This window comes from Paraburkholderia nemoris, from assembly GCF_905221015.1.
GTDB lineage: Bacteria > Pseudomonadota > Gammaproteobacteria > Burkholderiales > Burkholderiaceae > Paraburkholderia > Paraburkholderia nemoris.
This window is the reverse complement of sequence record NZ_CAJNBO010000048.1, coordinates 11,414-38,291: the sequence shown is the minus strand read 5'-3', so window position 1 is coordinate 38,291 and position 26,878 is coordinate 11,414. Positions and strand designations below refer to the sequence as shown.

Sequence of the window (26,878 nt, the reverse complement as noted above, 5' to 3'; positions counted from 1 at the left end):
ATGAGGAAAGCACTTTATTATGCGCAGGCGCTAGTGATGAAAAGCCATTGCAGAAGGGCAAACGAGTGTCCGTGGCGCGAAACTGCGCATAATCCCAAGATCGTCATAATTCCGTCCTTTCCCGTAGAGATGCACGAAACTGCTACGAATGCCCAGTTCGACCTGGGTGCACGTCATTGATGTAATCTCTGAAACTCGTGCACCGGTGTTGTACATCGTGAGCAGCATCGTGTGATCACGTCGTCCGCTCGAAGTAGAGAGGTCGGGGGCACCAAGAATCGCTTGAATTTCGGCGCGTGACAACGCGCAGATCAAACGGCGGTCAGTGCGCTTGTTGGGGATGGCCGGCGGCAAATCCTCTTTTACCGCATCAGGCCTGCTGCGTCACCCCTTCCTGAACCGGCTCCCGCCGGGGCGCATCTGCACTCGCCCTACGGGCTCCTTTCGATGCGCCCCCATAACCTCAGCGCCACTCGTATCGGTCATCTCGGATTAGCACGGAAGACTAGAAAGCATTCCGAATTCCTGACTGACGCCGCCGTTTAGTGTCGGATTTCGACCGCCGTTCACAGAAGAAGCTCTCACCTGCTCAAAAGGCCGCGAAAGAGGAACGGAAAAGGAAGTTCATGTTTGTATTTCTGAATGGCAAACAAGTGCGAGTTAGGCGGCCAGAGAGAATTGATGGCATCGACGTCGATGAATTCATCCGGCGAAATGCAGATCCAATCTGGCTGCATCAGAACGGAATGCATGAGATCATAGAAGCTGCGCTTGGCCCCTATGCTCCGCTTTAAGGACTTTGACCAGGTTTCTTCCATCGAGACTTGTGCGACGCCTGCCCGCTGGCTCACCGGCGCGCTCACATACATTCGGCTTAGGGCGGGCATCGCACAACCTTTAGCCTGTCCGATTCGTTCGGGCGGCCATTGCGGAATGGCCGTTATCGCGACGGCGTGAACGGCAGGTGACAACGTGCCGGTCAATCTCGGAGCGAATGGCCGTTGTGCCTTGAAAGCCGCGAGCCGTCGTTGCAGTCGCGCGAGATCAAGCGGCTGTTCAGGGTCGACTACGGAAGTTCGATGCTGCGCTGGCTCGACATCGATTGATGTCGAGCCTCGGGAGTCAGCCCAGTTTGATTACGTGGCGTGCGAGCGGAAATCTGCTCGACTTACCAGCGCACCATCAAAAGCCGGCCGTTTACTTGTCCGCGTCCACCAGTGCCTCGGCGGTGATGACAGTGCAGTATTCCGGGTCTAGATTGGCAAGCGACATTGCGTGCACGTCTTCCGCACTTCTCAGGTTGCCGTTCCAGTCCCTTCGATCAAACGTGAAGCAGCAATTGGCTGCGAGGTAGGTTGAGAAGCCCAGGTTGCCGGCCATACGAACCGTCGCCTCGACAGAATTATTGGTGATGACGCCGACTACTACTAGTACCTTTGCACAGAGGTCATGACGGTTTGTCAGAGGTCGGTACTGGGTAGGCTTTGGCCAATTTTTCCCGGGCCCTTTCGGTAGAGAACATCCAGTTGATGCGAGCGCCGCTGGCGTTTCGCAGTTGCTCCCAAGCCGCGACCTCGCTGATCAACCGGTCGCGGCAGTCGATGCGGCGATCCAGACATTGGCTTCGCAGCACACCGATTTCGATCTCGACCATGTTGAGCCAACTGGCATGCTTGGGGGTGTAGTGGAATTCGATCCGCTGCAGGATGCGGCGTGCCTCTGCTGGTGGCAAGGCTTGGTAGAGCGCGGCAGGCGTGTGGGTCGACAGATTGTCCAGCACGACACGGATGCGCGATGCATGGGGGTAGTGGATATCGACGAGATCGCGCATGCACTGGGCGAAGTCATCCGCCGTTCTCCGTTCGGTGACTTTCACCTTGCGCCAGCTACGATGTGCATCGAGGAAGACGAACAGATTGGCGGTGCCGTTGCGCTTGTATTCGCAGTCGTAGCGCAAGGGTTTGCCGGGCTCCGCCGGAATCGGTTGGCGTACTTCGCCGATGAGCTGGGTCGGGCTTTCATCGAAGCACACCACCGGGTGCTGCGGGTCCGGGGTTTCGGCGTACAGGTCGAGCACGTCTTCCATGCGTGCAACGTATTCCGCGTCGATCTTGGGAATGCACCACATGTCCTTTCGCCATGGCTTCAGATCGTTCTCGGCCAGACGCCGGCGTACCGTCTCGCGCGATAGCGCTTCATGCTCGGTCAGCTTGACGAACGTGTCAGCGAGCAATTCCAGCGTCCAGCGCGCACGTCCCGGTGGCGGGTTGGTGCAGGCGGTGGCGATCAGCAGGGCCTCTTCCTTGCCGCTGAGCTTGCGCTGCGCCCCAGGCCGAGCCTGTTCGTTCAGCGCCGCTTCCAGCCCCATCTCCACGAAGCGACGCTTGGTGCGGTACACCGTGGATTCGCCAACCGCCACGGTGGCGGCAATGCTCGCGTCATCCTTGCCAGCGTGCGCTGCAAGCAGGATCTGCGCACGCTTGAGCTTGCGTGCCGCGTGCTTGCCGCCGCTTGGCATGGCAGCAAGCGCCTCACGTTCAGATTGGTCGAGTTCGACTCGATAGCGTAGATTCATCCGGATGGCTTCCTTCGGGGGAGCCTCCTTCGACTGCCGGGGTTCCGAATGAATCAGAAGTCGCTTCCATTGCCAGGCGAGCGCTCAGCCTGCCCGAGCTTCACCGACAAGCAAGGTCAGTATCTCGCTTTCATCTGGGCCTACAGCTTGATAAACGGCCGCGCTCCGGCCGAGCACGACATGCAGCGGTTTTTCGCCGTCACGGCTCCTTCCGTCCATCAAATGGTGCTCAACCTCGAACGCAATGGATTGATCAGCCGGCAAGCAGGCATCGCTCGCAGCATCAAACTGCTCGTTGACCATAATTGCTTGCCTGTCCTACAACCCAGCCAAACTGTCATAACCTCTGTGCAGCGGTACTAGCGTGTCATGGCCTTGCACACGGAGTAGTGCTTCCAGATTCGTACCTATAAAGGCATTGTTGGTCTGTTTCGGAATTACCGGCTCGCCGGCGACCGGAGTGGCCTCTGACTTGAAGTCATGTCCGGTTTGGCCCGGTCGATAATGCGAATTGGGTTCCTTCGAGTCGTGCCGAATGTGCCACATCGGCCAGCCGTTACTGCGCCAGTGACCGAGCAAACGGGCAATTTTAGTCTCCGCAAGCGGGCTGTTTCTCCGCCCCCAACTCGGGTGATCGATCGCTTTCTGGAGATCGACCAGCAAAAGGACGGCACCGGCAGGGGGGAGCAAGCAAGCCATGTGTGATTGTGCGTGAGTGAACGTGGTCGCGGAGCGATTCTGGTCAGGACTTTACCGAAAGTCTGCCGCGAGCCCGGCTGTAGCGGCTTCTGGTCGGCTCAGTTCGGCCAATACCGGACCTTCAAAGATGGGCGTACATCGGCGACAATCCTCCCGCCAGCGCGAATAATGACGGTAGGTCCACGCTTTAACCTGCTCATCGCTTCATCAACGCGAGAATTGAATGACAACCTATGCTTTCCGCCTGCTAAATGTGTTTGCCGAGTCTACCTTTGGTGGCAATCCGCTTTGTGTGTTCGAAGATGCGCGCGGCTTGGACGATGCAACAATGCAAGCACTTGCCGTTCAGTTCAATCTGTCCGAAACGACATTTGTTTTGCCTTCGAAACATGCACATGCGCAGATACGCATTTTCACGCCCGGCTACGAAATGCCCTTTGCCGGCCATCCAACGCTCGGCACGGCCCATGTAGTGCGAGACATCGTCAAGACAGGCGACGACCTCACACTTGAATTCAAAGCTGGGGTTGTACCCGTGCATGCCGATGGCGATGTGTGGACATTCGCTGCGCCGCATGTTGGCAAGCCGAAAATAGCCGCCTGTGGGTTGTCTGATGGAGAAACTGCATCCCTGCTGGGCCTGAGTGAAGATGATCTGCTCGTGTCACCGATCTGGGTCGACACAGGTGCCGATCAACTACTGGTTGCGCTCAAGAACCCCGATGCTGTGCGCCGCGCACGGCCCGATAGTGCTCGTGTGGATATTTGGCCGCAAAGTAGTCTCGGCCGCAAGACCGCCTACGTGTTCGCGTTCGACTCGGCCCACTCAGGGAGGGTGATATCTCGCTACTTCTTTGCGAAGCAAGGCGGTGGCGTTTCGGAAGACCCGGGCACCGGATCGGCCTGCGCGAACCTGGGCGGATGGTTGCTTGCCAACAATCACAATGTGCCAGCTGTTTTTCAGATTGAGCAGGGCGAAGCCGTCGGCCGACCGTGTCTGCTGCGGCTTTCGGTAAGCGCAAGTGGCGAAATCCGTGTTGGAGGCCGTGTCATCGAACTCGGACGCGGTGTAATCACCGTATAGAAGCGCAAACGTTTCGACCCAGCGTCGCAAAATGCGGGACACCGCTGCCGTTTGAATGGCCGCTTCGGAGGAAGCCGACTGGCTCTATACAGGGTCGATCCGAGTTGGTTGTCGCCGGACCGGGGTCGGCCAACAACGGATGACCAGCGCTCGTTCGCTCGTGCTACGATCGCAGTGCCTGACTGAAGTGACGAAAGCTGGCTTTGAGCCACTTCGCAATCGACCGCTTAAACTTCCACTCAAACAATGCACGCAGCTGCCTGGCCTCCCTCGAACACGCACTGAAAGCCTGTGTCGATGCAGTGATTGCATCCACTTTGGCATTCGTCCCGGACCTGTTGTGAAAGGCAGTCCGGTGAAGTTGCTCGAATCGACTTTTCATACCCAGATTCGTGCGGCCGCGTTTTCACGAGACCACAACATGCGTATTCTCAATACGATGGCCGCTCGCGCCATCCCGCTCGTTCCCCGTTCGCTAATCCGTAAGATCTCCCGTCGCTATATCGCCGGCGAAACACTCTGCGAGGCTCGCACGCGCATCCACGCGCTCCACGCAGCAGGCTTCCGTACAACCGTCGATGTGCTGGGCGAGACTGCGTCGTCGTCCGATCAGGCGGAGTCGATGGCTCACGATTATCTCAATCTCGTCCAGGCGCTCGGTGCAGCAAATGAACCCACCGAGCTGTCGATAAAATTGACTGCCCTCGGACTGCGTCTCGACGAAGACGCGTGCATGGCACGAGTCTCAATGATCTTGCGAGCGGCCGCGTCGCACGGAATCAGCGCGTGCATCGACATGGAAGACATCAGTTGCACCCAGAAAACGCTCGACGCGTTCCTGAGACTCGAGGCCGATGGTTATAGAGGTGGCTTCGAGAATTCAGACAGTTCGTTGAGTGGAAAAGCTGGGGCGTGAGTCGGCCATAATGGCCGGCAACAAGGAACCAGAAGATGACGAAACGAAACCGACGGATCCACTCACCGGCGTTCAAGGCAAAGGTGGCCCTGGCGGCGCTCAAGGGCGACAAGACGCTGGCAGAGCTGGCCCAGCAATTTGATGTCCATCCGAACCAGATCACGGACTGGAAGAAGCAACTGCAGGAGCGGGTTGCCGATGTGTTCGAAGGGGGCAGCGCGGCGCCGTCGGCGCCGCCAGTCGACGTGAAGGTGCTGCACGCGAAGATCGGGCAATTGACGCTGGAGAATGATTCCTAAGAAACGCCCTCCGCCGGTTGAAGGCAGAAGCCGAACTCGGCGGCCCGCCGGTGCAACTGCCTGATGACACGCTCCTTGTACCGCTGTTCGTAGTGGTCGGCTCCCGGGTCGGCGTATTGCATGCCGAAGCGCATGGCGTTGTAGAACAGCACGGCGATCTTGCGCGCCGTGGCAGTGACAGCTTTGGCCTTGCCAATGCGTGCCGCCAGCCGGCGGTAGAACGCACCTAGCGCGGTGCTGGTCTTTCCCACGGTGACGGCAGCCAGCCGCAGCAGGGCAGCCACGCGATTGGTTGTCTTGCGCGTACGCGAGGACAGGACCTTGCCGCCGCTCACTTTGCACCCTGGCGACAGGGTCAGCCAGGAAGTGAAGTGCCTGGCAGTAGGCCATCGGCTGAGATCGGTGCCGCATTCGGCGACCAGACGCACAGCCAGGTAGGAGCCGATTCCATGAATCTGGGTGAGATCGACGCCAGCGAGCTGGTACATGAGAGTACGCACGTCGAAGCTCAGCGCGTTGGGCTGCTGGGTCCGGTTGCGCGCCTTCGCCAATGGCTCCTGAGGTACGGGCCTGTCGGCGGCAAGCATGGCCAGCGTGCGTTCGATCTGGGCGTCGCATTCGTCGACGCGGGCCTGGTAGAAGTCATACAGTGCCAGGGCCTGTTGCAGCGCGAAGACGTGTTCAGGCTGGTAGTTGCCCACCAGGGCGGCCCGGATCGTCTCGACGCTGGACCTGCAGTTGCGATCACGCATCGCAGCCAGCACGCCGGGATCACGCTCTCCGGCCACGATGGCGCGGATGATGTGCATTCCTGTGGCTCAGGTCACGTCGGTGACGACATGGTGCAGTTGAAGGTTCATGAAGGTCAGCGCCTTCTGCATATGCTGGATGTGTGCGGCCGCGTAGTCCAGATGTCGTTCCCGGAGCCGCAGATAGGCACGAAGCGCAGCGATGTCGCCACTAGATCTGAAGCTTGGGCGCAACAGGGCGCAGGCATGAAGCCGCTGCAGCCACTGCGCATCGTTGACGTCGCTCTTGCGGCCGGGCACGGCGCGGGATTCGCGTGCATTGGCCACGATGACTTCGAGGCCGCGGCCCTCGAGGATCTCGTAGGCCGGGATCCAGTACACGCCGGTCGATTCCATCGCCACCGTCTTGATCCCCAGCGATACGAGCCAGTCGGCCATACGGTGGAGGTCGCCCGTGAAGGCCTGGAAAGTCTGTACCGGTTGATCGCACAGGTCTGGCGGTACCGCAACGACATGGAATCGGGATCCAATGTCGATGGCTGCAGCCCTGTCGTTGACGACGGGCAGACCTGTCGGCTTGCTATGCAGTCTGGGCATGATCGAACCTCGTGTTGGTTGGGCACGCCGGACGGGGGACTCGGATGAAATCACATTCCTAAACGGGGTCGCACTGGGGCGCCACCACAAGCGGGTCCGCAGCTTCCCCCTGGGCCAGGTTTTTTGACGGGGTCATTGCCTCCAAAATCATAGCGGCCACTGTCCATGCGCATTTCAGTATAGGCATCGGTGCGTTTCTACCCATGGGGCCGTGGAGTGCCGCGGATGCTGTTTTTTAGAAAGCGCGCTCAGCAAGGCGGGACTGCTGGGCGTAAGGCGATGATCGATCGTGATCACGCTCTGCCGGTGACACAGCAGGCCCGGCTGGTAGGCATCAGCCGGTCGAGTGCCTATTACCAATCGCGTGGGGTCAGCGAAGCGGATCTGAAATTGATGCGCCAGATTGACGAGCTTCACCTCGAGCATCCATTTGCAGGGGCACGAATGCTGGCACGGCTGCTGCGTCGCGAAGGCATCAAGGTCGGGCGCAGACACGTCAGCACCTTGATGAAGCGCATGGGCGTCGAGGCGTTGTATCGCAAGCCAAACACGAGCCGCAAGCATGCAGCCCACAGGATCTGGCCGTACACGAACAATTATCCAGATCATGTCCAAGGCGAGTGATGAATAACTCCTCCATATTTACGGCGGAAAGCGGCCGTCCGATGCGTGTTGTATTTTTCGCCAGCGGGGGTCCTGCCAATATTGAAACGGCACTCGCGTTGGCGAGTACATTTCCCGACAAGCTCAACGTCGATCTGGTCGTGACCGATCGACCTGGGATTCCTGCTATTGATATCGCCTGCCGTTATCGGGTACCGACGATAGTCGGCGACTTCGGCGCGTTTTCGCAGGGGGTGAAGGCCGATCCGGAGTCGATCCGTTACCGGAAAATACGGTGTGATTTCCACGAGTCTTTGCACGAGAAGATTCGCGCATTCGAGCAATTGCATGATATCCAATTCGATCTTGCCGTACTCGCATACCGGCTCGTTATCGAGGGTTCCTTGCTGGCGCGGTTCGCTAACCGGGCGATCAACCAGCACCCAGCAGATCTGTCGTTGTTGGACAGTAGCGGCAAACGTTGCTACGTAGGAATCGGCGGACATCGACGACAAATCGAGAATGGGCACGGATACGTTCGTACATCGACGATCCTGATCAATGAGACCGCCGACGCAGGTGAAATTCTGGTGCAGGGGCCTCCACTGCAATTCCAGGGTGCGCGTGGCGATCACGAGGCGATTCGACAGCATGAGATCGCTCAGAAGGTTGTAAGCGATAGGCCTGCCCTCCGTTTTGCTCTTGCCGCAATCGCCTCCGGCTGCTTCTCACTGGCGGATGAGACCCGCCATGCTGACGGGTCGCGTGTCGTGCTGTATTCAGGCGAGCCACTCAATTACGGCGGCGTGCAGCTGAATTCGCATATCCAATCAGAGGATGAGTCGTTGCGGAACATCCTGGGTGCCAACACCGTTGCGACCGAGGTTCGTTGAGATGTCGAAGAATCCTGCGTGGGCTAAGAGCCCGAAGACTAGTGGGCGAGTGGGTGCGCTGATCGTAAAGCTTTCTATTTTGGTACCGCTGTCGCTTGCTTTTCATCTGCTTGAAGGGCTTGTTCCGAGAAGGAACAAGAATCTGATGCTGTTCGTGTTTCCATATGCGGAATTTTGTGAGAACACACGGTATCTTTTCGAATACTTTCTGGAAAATCAAATTCACTCGTTGAAGCCGGTGGCGTTTGTGTACCATCGCGAGTTGTACCGGCATTTACAAGCTCTGTACGGCGACAAGGTGGTCTACGCGAGATCTATCGCCGGTTTTCGTGCGTTCCTAAATGCGTCACTGGCGGCGACATCCAGGGGATGGTTGGCGAAGATATTCTTTCCGTATTTTTTTCATCCGCGTCGAAAATTCTTCCTTAATCTGTGGCACGGCATACCGCTCAAGCGCCTGGGTATTCAATCGCGAGTAGCGTGGGAGCGCGATTTGGTACCGGTGACCCAACGTTACAGCGCGCTGATCTCATGTTCGAAGATCGACCAGTTTGCAATGGCATTGTGTTTCGACATGAAGATCGACGACGTATGGATCACGAATACGCCGCGCAACGACCGACTCATGGAACTGCCGACGAATACTCCGCCGCAGCCCATCGGGGCATTCAAGAAGACGATTCTCTATGCGCCGACCTGGCGAGACGGGGAGGAGGCCACGGAGCTGTTTCCATTCGACGATTTCGATTTCGACTCGCTTGATCGACTTCTCGCTGCGCACGACGCGCAGCTCGTCATACGTCGTCATGTCGTGGAGCGAAAGGATGCGAGCGATGCTAGTTTTCCGGGCTCGCGTGTGATCGTCGAAGCGAATTCAGAACAAAGAAGTGTCCAGCAAATGTTGCTGCAGACGAACGTGCTAGTTACGGACTATTCGTCGATATTCTTTGACTTTTTACTGCTGGATCGTCCGATGATCTTCATTCCCTACGATGCGCACCGTTACGAAGCGAGACGGGGATTCATGTTCGACTATGAGACCGTAACGCCTGGCTTCAAGTCACGTACATTTTCGGAGTTTCTGCGGCATCTCGATACTTCGCTGAGCGAGCCCGATGTCTTTCGACCGGAGCGTGCTCAAGTACGTGAATTGTTTCACCAAGCACAAAGCCGGTCCGCTTGCGAGCAGATTGCGGAGCGCCTGTCGTCCATGAGGAAAGCCAAACTTTCGCGAGGAACCTGGCTATGAGCAAACAGCACGTGATTGTGACATTTGGGACCTTCGATCTTTTCCACATTGGCCATGTCCGGTTGCTGCAGCGGGCAGCAGTGTTGGGGGCACTGCACGTAGGTGTATCGAGCGATGCTTTCACCTTCCTGAAGAAGCAGCGCATGCCGGTGTTTTCGGAGAGCGAGCGGCTCGAGATCGTAGGGACCAGCCGCTTCGTTTCCTCGGTTTTTCTTGAAGAGTCGTTTGACAGGAAAAGGGAATATCTGATGAACCTGTCGGCCGACGTGATGGTGATGGGAGATGATTGGGTAGGACAGTTCGACGAATTTTCCGATATTTGCAAGGTGGTGTATCTGCCGCGAACACAGAGCGTATGTACCACGGATTTGCTGGCTTCGATTCAAAATTCTCCGCTGTCAAGTTAGTCTCAAGGTGTGACGTGTTAAGGACACGATTAATTAGTCAATGGCGGACAGATATCGCGCTCCCGGCAGATTGCTACGTCATATGCATATTTTATTTGCTGCTTTACTTGGCACAAGGCATCATCGTTCCATACTTCCCTGGCTGGCTAAATGCGAAAGGGTTGTCGGTTCAGGAAGTCGGATATCTTCTCTCAGTCACCTACTCCTTAAAGGTGGTTGGCAATCCTCTGGTATCTCATGTAGCCGACGTTACGGGTCGGCTCAAGCTCGTATTGGCTGCGCTAGCATTGATATCAACGGCGACATATTCGTTGTACTTGTTGTTCGAGGGCCGTGCCCTCGTATTTTTTGTCGCAGTCATGCTCAGCCTATTCATGCCCGCCATGTATCCGATGATGGACCGGCTTGCTGTCGAGGCTGGTACGCAGCGTGGCTTCCGTTTCGGCCGGCTGCGCTTGTGGGGCTCCCTCGGGTTCGCGATGGGGACTTGCCTTGCGGGAAGATTTCTCATTCCGAATTTCGGTATCGGCGTAGTCGTCGATGCTGTTTTGTCGATATTGCTGTGTACTTCCGTCATTGCGTTAAATCTCCCGGATTTTCGGTCGACTCGATGCAAGATGTCACGGGTACCCGTTTTTAAACTCCTGAAGCGACCGGACTATTTTTACGTCATGTTGGCGGCCGCCTTCGTGCAGAGCAGTAACGGCTTTTTGTATTCCTTCTCGAGCCTGTTCTGGGAAAAGCATGGCGTTTCGACGGGCGCGATCAGCATCTTCTGGGGCGTTGGGATCAGCTGTGAGATGCTGATGTTCTTTTTTGGCGCTCCGTTTCTTGCGAGGCATCGCGTCTTGTCGATGCAGGGCGTTGCGGTTCTGGGCAGTGCCGTTCGCTGGGGGGGCTTGCGGTAACGTTCGATCCGATCTGGATATGCGTGTTGCAGATTCTTCAGTGCTTCGCCATTTCCCTTAACAGTATGGCATTCATGCAGTTCGTATCCACGGAAGTGCCTGACGAACTGAGAGCCACAGCGGTGGCGCTGTACACATCGGTGTCGATGGGCGTGCTCTTATCGATATCCGTGCTCGCGAGTCGAATCGCTTTTGAACATGGGACATCCGGCTTCGCATTTATGTTCTTATGGGCGTGCGTGTCAATTATTCCGATTTCGCTCGCCGCACGTAGCTCGACAAGGACGATCAATTGTGTCTGAACTAACTTGTGCTTCGGGCGCGTGGCAATCGGATTTACCATCCGATGTCCCCGGCTCGCTCGAAGCGTTGACGAAAATATTGGGTGTTTCCGTATCCGTCTTCGCGAGCGCGACTGAAAATCGCTATGCCGTGATTCTTGGTGGGAGTGTTTCCGCGGGATTGGGGGGGCCTTCGTCTGACTTGGATTTCCTCGTGTTGATAGACAGCGATCGCGACTCCGAATTTCCCTTTCCGGTGCAGTCGACCTTGGTGTTCCCGAGAGGCGTGCCTTCGGCGGTACGCCAAGTCGATGTCGAGTTCGTATTTGCGAGCGATGTGAAGATCTTCGGAAAATTTCTTGCTGAATGGGAGCGGCGCCGCGTTTCGGCTGCAACATCCGATGATTTCGCGATCACTAGGAATTTGAATAGCTGGGAGTTGTCGGTTTGTCATCAGATAACGAGCGGTCATCGGCTGAAGAATCCAGATGTGGCCGGTCGATGGATCGAGGATCACGCACTTCACAGATTCGCCGCGTACGTATTCGAGCTGAATCTCGCGCTTGCCGAGCGCCATATTCGGGATGGTATTCGGATGCGGGGCGGCAACGCCGCGGCATCGCATTCAGTCCGCATGGCCTGCGAGCATTGCGCGATGTGCGTTCTGGCGTTGATGGGTGAGACTAATCCAAACAGAAAGTGGTTGGTCATGCTGCTGCAGCGAATGTCGGGATCAGAGGATCGATTGCGTATCCGAAATGAAATTCTCTCGATTCTGCAGGGATCCGCGCTAGTGGAGATGGCAGAACGCGTCAAGGACATCGTCGAGCGCTTGAGCGGATCGAGACCTAATCAATAACACGTCGATCATTTTGGAGAAGTTCGGACATGATCTTGCGTACGCAATTCTGGTTGGGTTCGACTGTTGACATGCCACTGCGACGCAGCGTTCTTGAGCTTGAATTTCCTCGTGATTTGGAAGTTGGCCGCGATCGGTGGCATTTGTATCGCGTGGTGCGCAGCCGAGGGCAGTTGCAGTTAACTTACAGACTAGTCCTGGATCGAGTACCCGGCGATGGCTATCCGAATTTTGCATTGCTGCTCTCGGACGCTGGCGCCGGCATCGCTGGAAAGCTCCTTTCGCTAGTGGGCGATAGAGACAACTGGCGTGATCTGCTGGGCGAGTGGACCCGACAGCTCAAATTACCCCAGTCGACCGTGTCCAGTGACAGGGTGCTGCAGTACCCGCTCGTCAGTTTGCTTTCTATCGACGATAACGCGCGCATCGCGCTTCATAGAGGAGTCGTCGTGTCGGCCATGCTGTTTCAGGACATCGTCGTTCCGGTCGGCAAGGACGCCTTCAGGACAGGGCGGAAATCTTTGAGCATGACCGTATCGGATGAGCGCGGTGAGACAGCGTTCGGCGATGCGATCAAGGCCGTTCTTGCTGCATTCGCTTATCCGTACCTTGCGCTGACGGTGCGAACGCGGGAGGGAAGAATCGAGACGTTTTCGCTTCGATTACATTCTCCGGCCAATCCAGTACCTATACCGTCAATTCTGGCCGACACCGTCCTGCTGCCGGGAGCGCGTTTGTGCCTATGTGTGATGAACTCGTGTGCCGTCCGCCGATCCGTCATTAGGGGAGGCGACGAGCGCGGCTGCTGATTCGAATTTCGCGACATGCGTTGCGAAGAAGGTGCGCACGTTCCGGATATTGGTGGCGCGGCGAAACAGCTTCGAAGCCCAGTCGTCGTACGCATTCAAGTTCGGCAAATGCACGATCACAATGAAGTCAGGGCCGGCCGACACTCGATAGCATTGCGCGACGGCCGACATGGCGCACGCAAGCCGCTCGAACTCGATCCGGTCTTCCGTGGTTTGACGATCGAGCGTCACCTCCGCGATGACGGTCACAACAGGCGCGATCTTTTCCTGGTCGATGACGACGGTCGTACGCAGGATGATGCCGGACGATTTCAGCTTGGCGACTCGGCGAGAGCAGGTCGGTGCCGAAGATTGGACGAGCGTCGCTAATTCGTGATTCGACAGCGATGCATTTTCCTGTAGCGCGGCGAGAATTTTCAAATCAAGATCGTCGAGGTCGCTGGAATCCATGCCGGGGTCTCAAAAAAGTGATGCGACAGAGATGAAACTGAAACGTCATATTTCGACGAAAAATGAACATATATTTCATATCGCATATTGTACGATCATACGTGATCATTTATGGGAACTTTTGACATGTGTGGAATAATTGGGGCCGTGTCTCATAACGACATCGCGGAAGACTTGCTGGTCGGGCTAGAGCGGCTCGAGTACCGAGGATATGACTCATGTGGCGTCGTTCTGCTTCAACGCGGCAATCTCTCTCGTGCTCGTACCGTGAAGCGAGTTGCGCAACTTCGATTGGAGGTTGCCGAGTTACAACTCGGCGGTCGTTTGGGGATCGCACATACTAGGTGGGCGACCCACGGAGCGCCAGTCACCGCAAATGCCCATCCCCACATGTCTCCTGGTGATGATGACGCGCGGATATCCATCGCTCATAACGGGATAATCGAAAACCATGACCAACTCCGGTCGATCCTGAAAAAAAAGGGCTACGTCTTCAAGAGTGAAACCGACAGCGAAATCATCGCGCATCTGGTGGACTCGTTGTACGACGGTGACCTAACGGATGCTGTCTCGCAAGCCGTGACCGAGTTGAGAGGTAGTTTCGCGATTGCCGTGGTGTGCAGGGAGGAGCCGCACCGGTTGGTCGGCGCAAAGCACGGCATGCCTCTCATTATCGGCATCGGTGCCGACGGCAACTACCTAGCCTCGGACGTGGCCGCGATGCCGGTCGGGGTGCGTCAGGTCGTTTATCTGGAGGATGGGGATGTCGCCGACGTTCAGCTTCGCGAGCATCTAGTGACAAGTGCGGACGGACGCCGTGTCGGGCGTGATGTGCGGCCGGTCGATGGCAATAGTGCTGCTGTTGTGCTGGGCCCGCATCGATACTACATGGAGAAGGAGATTTTCGAACAGCCGCGGGCCGTCTCAGACACGTTGCAGGGCATTGACGGCATTACGCCGGAGCTGTTCGGCGATCATGCCTGGCGCGCCATGAAGCAGGTCTCTTCCGTTCTCGTTGTCGCTTGCGGAGGGAGTTACCACGCAGCGCTGACTGCAAAATACTGGATCGAGAGCATTGCTCGGCTTCCAGTTCATGTCGAAGTTGCAAGCGAGTTTCGCTATCGGGACTGGTGCGCCGACGATAACACGTTGGTCGTTGCTGTTTCGCAAAGCGGAGAGACGGCGGATGTCCTTGGGGCGATCCATCGAGCGAAGTCGATCGGCATGACTCACGTTCTGGCGATTTGTAATGTCGCAACGAGCACCTTGGTTCGTGAGGCGTCCATGAGCTTCATCACTCGCGCGGGCATCGAAATCGGGGTGGCGTCGACGAAAGCATTTACCACGCAACTCGTCGCGCTTTTTCTGCTCGCATTGACTCTCGCGCAAATTCGTGGAGTCATCGACGACGAAGCGGAAGGTCGGCACCTCACTTCGCTCCGCCACCTTCCCGATGCGATGAACAAGGTGCTCGAACTTGAGCCAAAAATCGTCGAATGGTCGAAACATCTCGCGAGCCGGGAAAACATGTTGTTCCTCGGCAGAGGGGTGCATTTCCCGATTGCCTTAGAAGGCGCACTCAAAATGAAGGAAATCGCATATATTCACGCGGAAGGTTATGCGGCTGGCGAGCTCAAGCACGGCCCTCTTGCCTTGGTGAGCAAGGAGATGCCCGTAATCGCGGTCGCACCGAACGATTTTTTGTTAGAAAAGCTGAAGTCCAACATGCACGAAGTCAGCGCAAGGAGTGGCAGGTTATTCGTGTTCGCTGACCATGGTTGTGGCGTCGTTCGTTCCGACGGTGTGGACGTTATTCAGTTGCATGAGAATTACGGTCCGCTGTCGCCGATTCTCCACACGATCCCAATGCAATTGCTCGCTTTGCATTGTGCGCAGGCGAGGGGAACAGACGTCGATAAGCCGAGAAATCTCGCGAAATCCGTTACCGTTGAATAGTTGAGGGACAAATGGGCAGAAGCGTGGTTATTGCTGCAGTCGTTCAGACGATATTGGCGGTGAGAACGAGCCGGCCGCTTCGCGTCGCCGTCGATGGTCGCACGGCATCCGGAAAATCTTCGTTAGCGGCCGAGTTGTCGCTGATGCTGGGGCGGGGTGGCCGCGAAGTGATTAACGGATCGGTGGACAGTTTTCATCATCCCAAGGCAGTGCGCTATAGACAGGGGCGATTTTCTGCTGCGGGCTATTATCATGACGCCAGAGACCTAGCAGGCTGCGGAAATACCGACGACGGCAAGTCAGCGGATGAGTCGCATGAAACGTTATGCTGAGGAAGCCACTACCCTGAGAAATGATGCGCGGCGCCGACACCTTCACCGAGAGTTTGTTCACGATGCGTAAGCTGGAAGACTTTGTTCCAGCGGACCATCCGCTGCGCGCGATTCGCAAGATGGCCAACGCCGCGTTGTCGAAGATGAACGGCTTGTTTGCCGGCATGTATGAAGCTGACGTCAAAGGCGGCCGGCCGAGCGTAGCGCCGGAGAAATTGCTGCGGGCGATGTTGTTGCAGGTGCTGTACAGCGTGCGCTCCGAGCGGCAGTTGATGGAGCAGGTCCAATATAACCTGCTGTTCCGCTGGTTCATTGGGCTGTCGATGGACGATAGCGTATGGGTGCCAACTGTGTTCACCAAGAACCGGGAACGGCTGATTAAACATGACGCGGTCATCGAGTTCTTCAATGAGGTGCTGGCCATTGCACAGCAGAAAGACTGGCTATCAGGCGAGCACTTCAGCGTTGACGGTACGCTGATCCAGGCCTGGGCCGGCCATAAGAGCTTTGTGCGCCGTGACGATGACGACCAGGCCAACGGCGATGGGGGCAACTTCAAAGGCGAGAAGCGTAGCAACGACACCCATGAGTCGAAGACCGATGCTGATGCACGGCTCTATCGTAAAGGCGGCACGGCCAGTGAATTGCGCTACATGGGCCATACCTTGAGCGACAACCGCCACGGCTTGGTGGCCAATGCCGTGGTGACGATCGCTGATGGTTATGCCGAGCGCGAAGCCGCAAAGGCCATGATTAACGATGCCAGACAGGCGCTCGATGACCCGGCGCGTGAGATTACGCTCGGAGCTGATAAGGGCTATGACGCCCAGGAGTTCGTGGAAGCCTGTGTGGACATGAAGGTCACGCCACATGTGGCGCAGAACAATTCAGGACGCCATTCGGCGGTACCGAAGGCGATTGCCCAAAGCGAGGGCTACGCCGTCTCACAGCAAAAGCGCAAGCTGATCGAGCAGGGATTCGGCTGGGCCAAGACCGTTGGGGGCATGCGTCAAGTGATGGTGCGTGGTTTGAAGAAAGTGGATCAGATGTTTGTGCTGACGATGGCAGCGTACAACCTGGTTCGTATGCGCACCTTGGGACAAATCCGTGCGCAGGTGGCGCAATAAGCTAAATCGGGGCTAAAAACGGCACCGACTAGCCACCAGAGACGGGAATCGGGCAATCAATTCCCGGATGGTGGAAAAAGCGACTCCAGGTTCCCCTTCGGGAGGAAAGCCGCTCGTGATTGCTTCGAGTATTTCCGCAGCCTGCTAGACTCGGTTCGCCGCTTATTGCTGGATCCGTTCGGCGCCGGCGGTGATCGGGTGTATCGGTTGGCGTCATTCGACCTAGAAACGGATTCGCCGTGCGACTCCGACCCGATGACGGCTACCGCTGACGCCATATTGTTGCTGGATGGTTCGTTCTTGCAGCGGCCAATCCTTCGGTCGGCGCTCGATTTGGTGATCTATTTGCATGCTGATAAGGATAAGACGAACGCCCGTGGTATCGCGCGTGACAGGCTGCGGTACGGCGAAGGTACGGACGTCACGAAACTGTACGAGGCGCGGTACAACCCGGCATTCGAGATGTACGAAGCAGAATGCCGACCGATCCAGGGTGCCGATATTGTCATCGACAACACCGCCTTCGAAGCCCCCGAGCTACTCCGAAATTCGAAGGGAACCGAGCGCCTCAGCTGATCGATGGAGTCGACGTTCGCCGTTATCGCCCGGTTACCTTGCGATGAATGCTGAGCTTCGCGAGCGGTTTGCGAGATCCACTCGTGTTGCGGCATCTTTCCAGCGAAATGAGGATTCGGATACACCCCCGCAATTCCGCAAGCAGATGGTGGAACACCGAAAGATATTGGCGAGTCCCGGCCAGGCCTCTTCTTGTTCCAGACCTACCTCAGAAAATCCTCCATCCTAAGTCCCGGTCCTGGTGAGAGGGCGCGACTTCGGTGCCGGTGAAATGGACGTCGTGACCGGAATGGGCTCGAACAGCGCCTGAAGATCATTGGCCGAGAACTTGACGGCGCCTGCGCCATCTTCGGACAGGATGGCGTCGGCAAGCGCTGCTTTCTGCTCCTGCGTCGCGACGATCTTCTCCTTGACACTGCCGGCCGTAATCAGCTCATAGACGAACACGGGCTTGTCCTGCCCGAGACGATGTGCACGACCGATGGCCCGATTTTCGACGGCGGGGTTCCACCATGGATCGTAGTGAATCACGGTATCGGCCGCGGTCAGGTTCAGGCCAACGCCACCCGCCTTCAGGCTGATCAGGAATAGTGGTACCTCGCCCTGCTGGGAGCGTCTGACCGGTGTTATGCGATCCGTTGTATCACCGGTCAGGACTACGTATGGAATCCCGGCTTCGCTCAACGCAGCGGCAATCAGCTCGGGCAGCATGTCGAGCAGCAGTCCCAGTTTGGCCGATTCCTTCACGCGTGCCGACTGTTTGAGGTTGACGAGCCGCGGGTCACAGCAGACCTGACGCAGCTTGAGCAGCGCCTCGAGCACGATGATGTGGCTACGCGCGAGTCCTTTGCGGTGACTGCGGCGCGGACCTTTTCATGCATCGCGGCACGCACCGTCTCATAGAGGTCACGCTGTCCCCCTTCGAGTTCGACGGTGCGCACGATCATGGTTTTCGGCGGCAACTCGGTGGCGACCTCGTCCTTGCGCCGGCGCAGCATGAAGGGGCGGATGCGCCGCGCAAGCAGCTCGCGTCGCACGGCGTCGCCGCCGTTTTCGATGGGGGTGCGCCAGCGCCGGGTGAAATCCTGACGGGTACCGAGGAAACCGGGCAGCAGGAAGTCGAACTGCGCCCACAGATCGCCGAGGTGATTTTCAAGTGGCGTGCCGGTCAGGCACAAGCGGTGGCGCGTGCGCAACGGCGGGCTGCGCAGTCTGCTTGACGGACACCATCGCGACGATGATCAGACAGATGCGTCCGGCTAGCATGGACGCGCCTTGCCGGCAACGAAGCAGCGGAGCAGCGGAGCAGCGGAGCAATGTGAAATATCGCGACGTCAATCGGACTGGTCTGATTGCATGTTTTCGCGTTGCCGGGTCACAACGAAATTGTCAATGTTCGTCAAATCGCGAAATCTGTGGCCCGGCCTTTGGTGTGCCTGTGATAGTTTCGCAGGCCAAACGAAATGCAGAAGTTCCGGGCACATCCGGCACCCTATAGTCCCCAACAAGAACGCACTAACAACCATGCGCACGGGAAACAGAATGTGGGTCGAGCAGGCCCAGCGTAACGCTGTCCGGCTCGCCGCGTCGGATCGACGCCGTTTTTTTGCTTCCTCATTGACTGAGGATGGGCCGCGGCCGTTATGGATGCGCGTGGTCGCCGTGCTGATGGCAGGGGTGATGTACTTTGCTCCGGCGGTGTTCCTCGCTGATGAAGTGGCGCACGCCGCACCGATCGTCGATCCGCGCGCGCCGATCCCGTTCCAGCCGGCGGTGACCCTGAGTGCGGGAGGCGTCCCCGTTATCAGTATTGTCGCGCCGAATGCGCAGGGCCTGTCGGCTAACCAGTTCCAGAGCCTGTCGGCCGGCCCCGAAGGGCTGATTTTCAACAACAGCCTGACGGCTGGCACGTCGCTGATCGGCGGTCAGGTCGGCGCGAATCCGAATCTGGCCGGGCGCACGGCCAGCACGATCCTCGCGCAGGTAACCTCGACCGGCGCGCAGTACGCGTCGGTCATTGCGGGTCCGCTTGAGGTATTCGGCAACCCCGCCTCGCTGATCATCGCCAATCCGAACGGCATTTCTGTGCCAGGCGGCACGGCGCTCACCAATATCTCTGCGCTCACACTGACGACCGGCACGCCGCAGTTCCTGACGGGTGTGGGCGGCACGCCCACCGACTATGCGCATGCCGGCGCGCTCGCTTATGACGTTCAGTCAGGGCACATCCAGATCGACGGGGCGCCTGGGGTGACTGGTCCCGGACCCGGCATCGACGGGACGGTCGGCAACATTGACCTGATTGCCCAGACGATCGGCCTCAACGCGCCGCTGCGCGCGGACCAGCGCATCAACATGATCGCCGGCAACCAGCTCGTGAGTCCGGCGACGACGGACGCCACCGGCACGACGTATGGCACCACCGCGAACGGCACGGCGAACACGGCAGCGGCCATCGGCCAGGCGGTCGCGATCGATGCGAGCCAGTTCGGTTCGGTCACGAGTGGGCAGATCTTCATCGTGGCGACTGCGGCGGGGCCCGGCGTGAACCTGCAAGGCGCGCTCGCGGCGACGGCCGGCAACGTCGTGGTGAACGCGAACGGCGACGTCACGGTGGGTTCGACCTACGCGCAGCAGAGCGCGACGCTGACGAGTGCCGGCAATGTGTCGATGAGCGGCAATGGACTGGCCAACCAGTACACGGTAGACGCTGCGGGCGACATCTCCGCTGCGGGCGCAACCGTGCAGTCGGTGCAGGATCTGAACATGACCGCCGGTGGCAGCCTCGCGATCGGCACCGCGCAGTCGAACGGCAGTGTCAACCTGACCTCCGGCGGCGACATGTCGGTCGGTTCCGTCGCCACCGGCAACAACCTCGCACTGACGACGACCGGCAGGACCGGCAATGGTGACCTGACGATAGGCGGTGCTGTCTCGGCCCCCGGCACGCTCGCGCTGAATGCCGCCCGGGATGTGACGGTCAATGGCGCCGTGACGGGCGGCTCGGCGGTGCAGATTGCCGCCCAGCGAAATGCCTCGGTCAATGGGCAGGCGAACTCCGGCGGGACGCTGTCGCTGACTGGTACGACGGGCAATGTCAGCACGTCCGGCAACGTGCTCGCCAATGGCGACCTCACCGCGACGGCGGGGCAGGCGATGACGCTGGGCGGCAACGTCAGCACGAGCGGCAATACCGCACTGACGGCCGGCACGGATCTCACCGTTTCAGGCAACGTGTCAGGCAACGGGACCGGATCGCTCAGCGCGGGCGGCAACCTGCTGGGTGCCGGCAGCGTGAGCTTCGGGCAGGATGCGACGCTGGTTGCCGGACAGGCTATCGATCTGACCGGCGCGCTCCAGACCGGTGGCAATCTGAACGCAACAGCGGCCAGCAGTCTGACGGTGGGTGCAGCGACGGCCATCGGCAATGCAACGCTCCAGGCTAACGGCGGGGATGCCTCGATCAATGGCGCGGTGCTCAGCGGCGGCAATCTGGTCGCGCAGGCAACCGGCAACCTGACGGTGGCGGGCAGCACAACCAGCCTCGGCACGACCACGCTGACGGCCCAGTCGGGCAACCTGAACGCGCAGGGCGACCTCCAGTCAGCGGGCGATGCGGTGCTGTCCGCCGGGCAGACGCTGGCCATCACCGGCACCACGCAGGCAGGCGGTAACGCAACCCTGTCCGCCGCGGATATCACCACCGGCGGCACGACCACCGTATCGGGCACGCTGAACGCCACCGCGCAGAACACGCTCGACCTGTCCGCCGGGCAGATCAATGTCGTCGGCGACGCCAACCTGTCGGGTACGGACGTTGCAACCGGCGGGGCGCTGATCGGCGGAAATCTGACGGCGAATGCGGGCAACCAGCTGACGACCGGTGGCAACAGTACGCTCGTTCAGGGCGCGGCGAACCTGACGGGCACTAACGGCGTGACGAACACGAGCAGCGTGCTGGCGGGTGGGCCGCTCACGGTCACCGGCGCGACCGTCACGAACGGCGCCGGCGCGAACCTGATCTCGATTGCCGCGACGACCGTCAATGCGACGGACCTGAACAACGCGGGTGCGATTGCCGGGCTGACGACGGATGTCACGGCCAGCGGCAGCCTGACGAACAACAACGGCGCGATCATCGGCACGAACGCGCTGAACGTCACAACCGGTAACCTGGCAGGTAACCAGAACGGCGTGCTGTTCGCGGGCAGTACGGACCCCGCGAACCCGGCCGCACCGGGCGACGCGACGGTCACGGTCACCGGCGGCAACGGCACGTTCAACAACACCGGTGGCCAGATCCTGGCCCAGCACGATCTGACGCTGAACCTGCAGAATCAGGCGTTCGATCCGTCGGCCGCCTCCAGCGGCACGATCAATCTCGGCAACGCGCTGACGATCAACACGCTGCAGCTCAATAATTCCGGCACGTGGGCGATGCCGGGCAACAGCGTGTCGATCAACGCCGCGCAGGGCATTACGAATAGCGGCACGATCAGCAAGGCGGGCGACATCACGCTGTCGACCAATGGGACGCTCACCAACAGCGGCACGATCACCGCCGGCAATGACGTCAACCTGTCAGGCACGATCGTCAATCAGGCCGGTGGGTCGATCCTCGCGAACGAGGATGTGAATCTCACCGGCGCGACGACCAACGCGGGCACGGTCAGCGCGGTACGCGACGTCAACCTCAATGGCGTCAGTTACGACAACAGTGGGGCGGCGACAGCGGCAGGGCGCAATCTGACGGCGAACCTGTCCGGGGATCTGACGAATATTGGCGGCACGATCACCGCACAGAACGACATTTCGATCATCGCGGCCAATGTCAACAACAGTCAGGCTTCCGCGAACGCCACCAGCACGTCGACCTCGACGACCACGATCGCCGATGCCGGCCTTGCGTCAGCGTTACTGTCCGCGCCGATGGGTTCGCTCACGATCAACGACGACATCACCTATGGCGACGGCAGCACGGCCAACTATACGGCAACGATCACGGGCCGGGTGGGCGACCTTCAGCCGTCCAGCGCGACGATCGCGACCGCGCCCGATCTGAGCGGGGGCACGTTTAATGGCATCGCGTTACCTACGGTCACCGAGACGACCACGACGACGCAGCCCAGCGGGCAGGGTGGGGTGATTGCCGCCGGACACGACCTGTCAATCACCACCGGAGCGCTGAACAATCACGGCAGCACGATCTCGGCCGGTAACAACGCCACACTGAACGTCGCGTCGCTTGATAACGGCGGCGATGCGGTGGTCACGACGATCACTGACAGCATCGACTCCGCGTCGTATGCGAGCTTCCTCGCGCAACTGCAGGCCGCGTACGCAGCGGGCACGCTGACGGTGCTGCCGGGTCAGCATGATGGCTACATGAACGATCCCAATGGCACGCTGCTGAACATCTCGGCCAGCATCGACCCGTCGTCTGCGGCACCTATCCTGCAAACCTCGACGCTGACGACCTTTACCGCCCAGAACGCGGGGCAGATCGTTGCGGGCAACAATCTGTCGCTGACCGGCACCGGCGCGAGCCTGACGAATGCGGGAAATCTGTACGCCGGGCAGGACCTGTTCATCACCGCCAACAGCTTCACGAATCAGGGCTACCACACGGATACCGTGACGTCGACGACGGGTTGTGCTGCCGGTGTGTCGCAGGCCCAGTGTGGCTATTTCGGCACGAACTTCGGTCCGCAGTCAATGTTATTCCTGCGTCCCGGTCAGGATTTCACTGACGCCATGACAAACGCCGCCATCTTTGCGTACCAGATGGGGTCTTTCAATCCGACTTTTGGGCCGAACAACGACGCGGCGAACATCTACGGCGACCAGACGAGTACGCAGACCTACAGTTACACGCAGACGAACAACACCGTTTTTGCGGGGCGCGACCTGGTGATCGCCGCGCCGGTGGTGAACAACACCTATGGCAACCTGCTCGCCGGCCGGGACGTCGTGATCGGCGGGGCTGGCACCACGCGCGACAACACGGACCCGACGAACCCGCAGACGAACCTGACACAGTCATCCGCACTCACGAACACGTCGGGCAACATCCAGGCCGGCCGAGATATCGCGATCAGCACGGCCGCACTCACCAATACGCTGTCCGCTCCCGTGCAGGTGTACCAGAACTACGGCACGACCGCGCAGTTCGGCTGTAGCGGCGCATCCCTGCATTACTGCGATGCCTTCGTCGACGAACAGTCGGGCGATGCGTCGACGATCACGGCGAACCGCAACCTGTCGGTCAACGCGGGGACGGTGGTCAATACCGGCAGCCTGATTACCGCCGGCAGCCAGGCGACCATCACCGCCGCATCGACCATCACGAACCAGGACCAGACGCTCAATGCCTACTGGCACGACGCATTCTATGGTCTCGTGATTGACAGTTCCATCCCGCCGGACAACCTGGGTTGCGGCACGGCGGCGAACTGCGGGGCGCTGTTTGGCAGCGCCTATAACGCGCGTGACGGCATCCAGCCGCCCACGCCCTACGCCAGCCTGCCCGGTACGATCCAGGCGCCTTCATTGTCGGTCACCGCAGGTGGCCAGTTGCAGAACTCGGGCAATGTGATGGGGCAGCAGGTCGCGCTCACGGGTGCGACGATCGTCAACGGCATCACATCGCCCGCGGTCTATACGCCACAGGCGACCGGCTCCCAGCAGGTTATCTCCCTCGGTCCGGTAGGTGTGCCCGTCAGCGCGACGGACGCGGCGAATCAGTCCAGCGGCACCGGGCTCATCGGTGCGGGTCTGGCCGGTGCGTCCGGTATTGCAGGCGGGATCGCGAACGGCTCCAGCGGTTCGCTAGGCTCCGCCGCCAGCGCCGGCTCAGGCGGCGGCACGGTATCGGTGCCTGGCAGTCCGACCGTGCAGACGGTCGCCGGTGCCGCGCACAGTGCCTCCTATCTGGTCAGCAGTCCCGCCTCGCTGGTGATGGGCGCTATCGGCCCGCAGCAGTTGCTGGCCGCGTTGCCCGCGAGCCTGCAGCCGGACACCACCCAGTTCTATTACGACCCGTTCACCGAAGACCAGCTCCTGCAGCAGGCCGCGTTGCAGCAGACCGGCCAGGCGAGTTTCGTGAGCGGCCTGTCGTTCGACAACCAGAACCAGACTTCCGTCACCGATCAGGAAAAGCAGATCCTGTACGGCAACGCGATCCAGTACGCCGAGGCGAACAACATTGCGTTGGGCACCGCGTTGAGCCCGTCGCAGATCGCCGCGCTCGATGCGCCGATGCTCTGGTACGTGGAAGAGACCGTGCCCGAACCGGGTTGCACGGCAACCGGCAACGCGGCGTGCCCGACAGTCAATGCGCTGATGCCGCAGGTGTATTTGCCGCAAAACTATGCGTCAGTCGAGTATGACGGGACAATCAGCGGCCAGAACGTGACGCTGACGGCGACGAATGGCGGGACGATTACCAATACCGGATCGATCACCGCAACGGATTCGCTGACTGTCAATGCCGGGACGCTAACGAACCAGCAGCGTTCGACGGATATTGGCACGCAGTACACGTTCGATGCCAGCATCGATGGCTTGCTGACGACGACCGGCACGGTGACGCAGCAGGGCGGCTTCATGTCCGCCGGCAATTACCAGATGAATGTCGATGCCGTGAACCAGATCGGTGGGGCGCTGCAGCAACTCAATGCCGACGGCACGGTGGACGCCGCCGGTACGCAGCAGGAACTGGCGAACCTGAAGGCGCAACTGGGCAACAGTTTCACGCAGGGCACCGTATCGGACGACCTGACCACGAGTTTCACTTCACTGGCAGACAGTGTCGGGGCGTTCCAGACGATCGGGATGCTGGCCACGATGGTGGTCGCGTCGGTCATGACGGCGGGGGCGGCATCGGCAGCGCTGGGAGCCGGCGCTGCCGCCGGCAGTACCCTTGCGGCCGGAACAGCGGCCACGGCGACGTCTGCAGCGGTATCGGCCGGGCTGGGCAATATCGTGCTATCGGCGGCGATTGCCGGGATGACCAGCAGCGCATTGGGGCAGGCTGCGAACGGTTCGTTCAGCATGGACTCGATGCTCGAGGCCGGCGCTACCGCGATGCTGACGGCAGGGTTCACCAATGGGATCACGGTGGGTGGGCAAAGCCTCGCCTCGCTGGCTGGCGTACAGAATGTCGGTGGCGCGCTGGTACCGCTGGCGGGTTCCACCACGGCCAGTACCCTGCTCGAGCAGGGCGCGGCGATCGCGGCCGAAGCGACCGTACAGGCGGGAGTGCAGACTGCGATTGAAGGCGGCAGCTTCCTGACCAACCTGAAAAACGATGCGGTCAGCGACGTCGCAGCGGCCGGTGCGTACGCGATCGGCAATGCGAATGCGGCGGGCGACTTCGGCACTGGCATGCCGGGCGAACTCGGATATGTGGCAGCTCACGCGGCATTGGGATGCGCTGCTGGTGCGGCAGAGGGTACTGGATGCGCCGGTGGTGCTTTGGGTGGTGCTGCGAGTGCCGCGCTGAGTCCGGATTTCATCAAGGCGATTGATCCGACCGGCGCACCGCTCGATATGGGCCAGCAGGCTGCGCTGGCGGCATTCGCGACGCTGGCCGGTGGCGGCTTGGCGGGGCTCGCGGGCGTGAACGTAAGCGGTGCGGCGATAGCGGCACAGAACGAGGCATTGAACAATTCTGGAGAGCAGTCCCACGTGGCGGACACGGCGCAAACGGGCGGGCTGGTGACTAACCTGTGGAATGTGGCGCAAGGCACCGCGACGTGGCTGGGCAATGGCGCTGCATCGTTGGGCAACCAGTTCATCGGGGTGATGAACGCGAACAGCGGGCAGACGCCGCCGTCCGATCCCAATCCGCTGGTTGACGCGAACAACGGCGGTAATACCCCGAGCGGGACAGCCGGGGCGGTGGTGACGCCGCCGGTTTATGCAATGACGCCTGAAGGGCCGGTGCCGGTTGCTCCGGGGGCGGCGGTGCCGGGAACGCCAGGCTATGTGCCATCAACAGCGACCCTCAATAGCGGTGGGGACGGGCAAGCCACAAACGGCGTAAAGATAGTTGAGCAGCAGGGGAATGTTTACGAGTTCAGCATACCCGGAGCGAATGGAGACCTGTCCGTCATAACGGAGATGACCCAGAACGGTAATCAACTCGTATTAAATGGCATGCACATCCAAGGCTCAGGGTCGGGAACCAGCAGTCTTAGCGAATTGCGCAGCGTTGCTCGCGTTTTGGGGCAACAATATGGAGTTGATGAAGTGGTCATCAACGGTGGTGAACGGACCTCGGGTGCGAATATTGGTAAAAATCCGCGACCCATTACGATCAAGGTAAATCAATGACTATGGTTCGCATTGTGGGGTGGAAACCCGGATTCAAAAAAGTTGAGTTTAATTGGCTGCTTCGAGAGTACTCGGGCTTGTCTTTGGCTGAGCGTAAGCAACACGTAGACCTTATTCTGCAAGGCGAGGCGGTCGCTATAGAGATTGACCCAGACTGCTTTGACAGCTTCCTT

22 protein-coding genes and 3 pseudogenes are annotated in these 26,878 nt (G+C 59.4%); 16 read left to right on the top strand and 9 right to left on the bottom strand.

All coding sequences use genetic code 11. The features are described from left to right. Positions 1–30 precede the first annotated feature (30 nt). The 4 genes from KHO33_RS39110 to KHO33_RS39095 all read right to left on the bottom strand — a co-directional run bounded on the left by KHO33_RS39110 (position 31) and on the right by KHO33_RS39095 (position 2,575). Positions 31–303, bottom strand: coding sequence for a tyrosine-type recombinase/integrase (locus tag KHO33_RS39110; RefSeq protein ID WP_234480889.1), 273 nt, complete (start codon positions 301–303; stop codon positions 31–33). 278 nt (positions 304–581) lie between these two features. Further along, positions 582–983 (bottom strand): hypothetical protein, encoded by a 402-nt coding sequence (locus KHO33_RS39105; protein WP_200568035.1) that lies wholly within the window; start codon positions 981–983, stop codon positions 582–584. Between the two features lie 214 nt (positions 984–1,197). Continuing rightward, the gene (locus tag KHO33_RS39100; RefSeq protein WP_200568039.1) at positions 1,198–1,464 is read right to left on the bottom strand and encodes an isochorismatase family protein; all 267 of its coding nucleotides are present in this window, start codon (positions 1,462–1,464) and stop codon (positions 1,198–1,200) included. After that, positions 1,448–2,575, bottom strand: a complete 1,128-nt coding sequence (locus tag KHO33_RS39095) for an IS630 family transposase (RefSeq protein WP_200568034.1) — start codon at positions 2,573–2,575, stop codon at positions 1,448–1,450. The genes KHO33_RS39100 and KHO33_RS39095 overlap by 17 nt, the downstream gene beginning before the upstream one ends. Before the next feature lie 48 nt (positions 2,576–2,623). Between KHO33_RS39095 and KHO33_RS39090 the strand changes: the two genes are divergently transcribed. Next, the gene (locus KHO33_RS39090) at positions 2,624–2,938 is read left to right on the top strand and encodes a LexA family protein (protein ID WP_200568033.1); all 315 of its coding nucleotides are present in this window, start codon (positions 2,624–2,626) and stop codon (positions 2,936–2,938) included. Here KHO33_RS39090 and KHO33_RS39085 read toward each other — a convergent pair. Next, entirely contained in the window at positions 2,894–3,274 is a 381-nt protein-coding gene (locus KHO33_RS39085) for an isochorismatase family protein (RefSeq protein ID WP_200568032.1), read from the bottom strand. The genes KHO33_RS39090 and KHO33_RS39085 overlap by 45 nt on opposite strands. A 223-nt stretch (positions 3,275–3,497) precedes the next feature. Between KHO33_RS39085 and KHO33_RS39080 the strand changes: the two genes are divergently transcribed. The 3 genes and pseudogenes from KHO33_RS39080 to KHO33_RS39070 form a co-directional block, all read left to right on the top strand. Further along, positions 3,498–4,358 (top strand): PhzF family phenazine biosynthesis protein, encoded by an 861-nt coding sequence (locus KHO33_RS39080; RefSeq protein WP_200568031.1) that lies wholly within the window; start codon positions 3,498–3,500, stop codon positions 4,356–4,358. A 421-nt stretch (positions 4,359–4,779) separates the two neighbouring features. Further along, positions 4,780–5,274 (top strand): proline dehydrogenase family protein, encoded by a 495-nt coding sequence (locus tag KHO33_RS39075; RefSeq protein ID WP_234480888.1) that lies wholly within the window; start codon positions 4,780–4,782, stop codon positions 5,272–5,274. A 35-nt stretch (positions 5,275–5,309) separates the two neighbouring features. After that, positions 5,310–5,567: pseudogene (locus tag KHO33_RS39070) on the top strand (transposase); the annotation flags it as partial. A gap of 2 nt (positions 5,568–5,569) precedes the next feature. Here KHO33_RS39070 and KHO33_RS42460 read toward each other — a convergent pair. Continuing rightward, complete coding sequence (locus tag KHO33_RS42460; protein WP_234480887.1) at positions 5,570–6,382, bottom strand: transposase; 813 nt, start codon at positions 6,380–6,382, stop codon at positions 5,570–5,572. Positions 6,383–6,391: 9 nt separating this feature from the next. Continuing rightward, positions 6,392–6,919 (bottom strand): IS110 family transposase, encoded by a 528-nt coding sequence (locus KHO33_RS42455; RefSeq protein ID WP_234480886.1) that lies wholly within the window; start codon positions 6,917–6,919, stop codon positions 6,392–6,394. A 231-nt stretch (positions 6,920–7,150) separates the two neighbouring features. Here KHO33_RS42455 and KHO33_RS39060 point away from each other — a divergent pair. The 7 genes and pseudogenes from KHO33_RS39060 to KHO33_RS39030 form a co-directional block, all read left to right on the top strand. Beyond that, positions 7,151–7,507 (top strand): annotated as a pseudogene (locus KHO33_RS39060) (IS3 family transposase); the annotation flags it as partial. A 35-nt stretch (positions 7,508–7,542) separates the two neighbouring features. After that, positions 7,543–8,415, top strand: coding sequence for a formyltransferase family protein (locus KHO33_RS39055; protein WP_200568030.1), 873 nt, complete (start codon positions 7,543–7,545; stop codon positions 8,413–8,415). A gap of 1 nt (position 8,416) precedes the next feature. Continuing rightward, entirely contained in the window at positions 8,417–9,664 is a 1,248-nt protein-coding gene (locus KHO33_RS39050; RefSeq protein WP_200568029.1) for a CDP-glycerol glycerophosphotransferase family protein, read from the top strand. Then, positions 9,661–10,071 carry an adenylyltransferase/cytidyltransferase family protein gene (locus tag KHO33_RS39045; protein WP_200568028.1) on the top strand — a complete coding sequence of 137 codons (411 nt, stop codon included), beginning with the start codon at positions 9,661–9,663 and terminating at the stop codon, positions 10,069–10,071. Before KHO33_RS39050 ends, KHO33_RS39045 begins: the two co-directional genes overlap by 4 nt. After that, entirely contained in the window at positions 10,020–10,979 is a 960-nt protein-coding gene (locus KHO33_RS39040) for an MFS transporter (protein ID WP_267915905.1), read from the top strand. Before KHO33_RS39045 ends, KHO33_RS39040 begins: the two co-directional genes overlap by 52 nt. Positions 10,980–11,273: 294 nt before the next feature. Next, positions 11,274–12,119: a nucleotidyltransferase domain-containing protein gene (locus tag KHO33_RS39035; protein WP_200568026.1), complete on the top strand. Its 846-nt coding sequence runs from the start codon at positions 11,274–11,276 to the stop codon at positions 12,117–12,119. Positions 12,120–12,148: 29 nt separating this feature from the next. After that, positions 12,149–12,928 (top strand): hypothetical protein, encoded by a 780-nt coding sequence (locus KHO33_RS39030; protein ID WP_200568025.1) that lies wholly within the window; start codon positions 12,149–12,151, stop codon positions 12,926–12,928. On the opposite strand, the gene KHO33_RS39025 is transcribed toward KHO33_RS39030, so the two are convergent. Then, positions 12,860–13,378, bottom strand: coding sequence for an Lrp/AsnC family transcriptional regulator (locus KHO33_RS39025; protein ID WP_200568024.1), 519 nt, complete (start codon positions 13,376–13,378; stop codon positions 12,860–12,862). The two genes, KHO33_RS39030 and KHO33_RS39025, sit on opposite strands and share 69 nt — an antisense overlap. A gap of 126 nt (positions 13,379–13,504) precedes the next feature. Between KHO33_RS39025 and glmS the strand changes: the two genes are divergently transcribed. From glmS to KHO33_RS39005, 4 genes are all read left to right on the top strand, one after another. After that, entirely contained in the window at positions 13,505–15,334 is a 1,830-nt protein-coding gene (gene glmS, locus KHO33_RS39020) for a glutamine--fructose-6-phosphate transaminase (isomerizing) (RefSeq protein ID WP_200568038.1), read from the top strand. 11 nt (positions 15,335–15,345) lie between these two features. Then, complete coding sequence (locus KHO33_RS39015; RefSeq protein WP_200568023.1) at positions 15,346–15,666, top strand: nucleoside/nucleotide kinase family protein; 321 nt, start codon at positions 15,346–15,348, stop codon at positions 15,664–15,666. A gap of 23 nt (positions 15,667–15,689) precedes the next feature. Continuing rightward, the gene (locus KHO33_RS39010; RefSeq protein WP_200568037.1) at positions 15,690–16,793 is read left to right on the top strand and encodes an IS5 family transposase; all 1,104 of its coding nucleotides are present in this window, start codon (positions 15,690–15,692) and stop codon (positions 16,791–16,793) included. A gap of 165 nt (positions 16,794–16,958) precedes the next feature. Next, positions 16,959–17,369 (top strand): nucleoside/nucleotide kinase family protein, encoded by a 411-nt coding sequence (locus tag KHO33_RS39005; RefSeq protein ID WP_200568022.1) that lies wholly within the window; start codon positions 16,959–16,961, stop codon positions 17,367–17,369. Between the two features lie 225 nt (positions 17,370–17,594). On the opposite strand, the pseudogene KHO33_RS39000 reads toward KHO33_RS39005, so the two are convergent. Then, positions 17,595–18,565, bottom strand: a pseudogene (locus KHO33_RS39000) (DEAD/DEAH box helicase); the annotation flags it as partial. Between the two features lie 346 nt (positions 18,566–18,911). Between KHO33_RS39000 and KHO33_RS38995 the strand changes: the two are divergent. Next, positions 18,912–26,705, top strand: a complete 7,794-nt coding sequence (locus KHO33_RS38995) for a beta strand repeat-containing protein (protein ID WP_200568021.1) — start codon at positions 18,912–18,914, stop codon at positions 26,703–26,705. The last annotated feature ends 173 nt before the right edge of the window (positions 26,706–26,878 follow it).

What these genes read in the sequence shown, in the direction of transcription:
- KHO33_RS39095 (WP_200568034.1), bottom strand. Translation starts at nt 2,575, where the DNA reads ATGAATCTACGCTATCGAGTCGAACTCGACCAATCTGAACGTGAGGCG.
- KHO33_RS39075 (WP_234480888.1), top strand. Translation starts at nt 4,780, where the DNA reads ATGCGTATTCTCAATACGATGGCCGCTCGCGCCATCCCGCTCGTTCCC.
- KHO33_RS39010 (WP_200568037.1), top strand. Translation starts at nt 15,690, where the DNA reads ATGCGCGGCGCCGACACCTTCACCGAGAGTTTGTTCACGATGCGTAAG.
- KHO33_RS39080 (WP_200568031.1), top strand. Translation starts at nt 3,498, where the DNA reads ATGACAACCTATGCTTTCCGCCTGCTAAATGTGTTTGCCGAGTCTACC.
- KHO33_RS39015 (WP_200568023.1), top strand. Translation starts at nt 15,346, where the DNA reads ATGGGCAGAAGCGTGGTTATTGCTGCAGTCGTTCAGACGATATTGGCG.
- KHO33_RS39025 (WP_200568024.1), bottom strand. Translation starts at nt 13,378, where the DNA reads ATGGATTCCAGCGACCTCGACGATCTTGATTTGAAAATTCTCGCCGCG.
- glmS (WP_200568038.1), top strand. Translation starts at nt 13,505, where the DNA reads ATGTGTGGAATAATTGGGGCCGTGTCTCATAACGACATCGCGGAAGAC.
- KHO33_RS39045 (WP_200568028.1), top strand. Translation starts at nt 9,661, where the DNA reads ATGAGCAAACAGCACGTGATTGTGACATTTGGGACCTTCGATCTTTTC.
- KHO33_RS39040 (WP_267915905.1), top strand. Translation starts at nt 10,020, where the DNA reads ATGTACCACGGATTTGCTGGCTTCGATTCAAAATTCTCCGCTGTCAAG.
- KHO33_RS39030 (WP_200568025.1), top strand. Translation starts at nt 12,149, where the DNA reads ATGATCTTGCGTACGCAATTCTGGTTGGGTTCGACTGTTGACATGCCA.
- KHO33_RS39055 (WP_200568030.1), top strand. Translation starts at nt 7,543, where the DNA reads ATGAATAACTCCTCCATATTTACGGCGGAAAGCGGCCGTCCGATGCGT.
- KHO33_RS39090 (WP_200568033.1), top strand. Translation starts at nt 2,624, where the DNA reads ATGAATCAGAAGTCGCTTCCATTGCCAGGCGAGCGCTCAGCCTGCCCG.
- KHO33_RS42460 (WP_234480887.1), bottom strand. Translation starts at nt 6,382, where the DNA reads ATGCACATCATCCGCGCCATCGTGGCCGGAGAGCGTGATCCCGGCGTG.
- KHO33_RS39050 (WP_200568029.1), top strand. Translation starts at nt 8,417, where the DNA reads ATGTCGAAGAATCCTGCGTGGGCTAAGAGCCCGAAGACTAGTGGGCGA.
- KHO33_RS42455 (WP_234480886.1), bottom strand. Translation starts at nt 6,919, where the DNA reads ATGCCCAGACTGCATAGCAAGCCGACAGGTCTGCCCGTCGTCAACGAC.
- KHO33_RS39085 (WP_200568032.1), bottom strand. Translation starts at nt 3,274, where the DNA reads ATGGCTTGCTTGCTCCCCCCTGCCGGTGCCGTCCTTTTGCTGGTCGAT.
- KHO33_RS38995 (WP_200568021.1), top strand. Translation starts at nt 18,912, where the DNA reads ATGTGGGTCGAGCAGGCCCAGCGTAACGCTGTCCGGCTCGCCGCGTCG.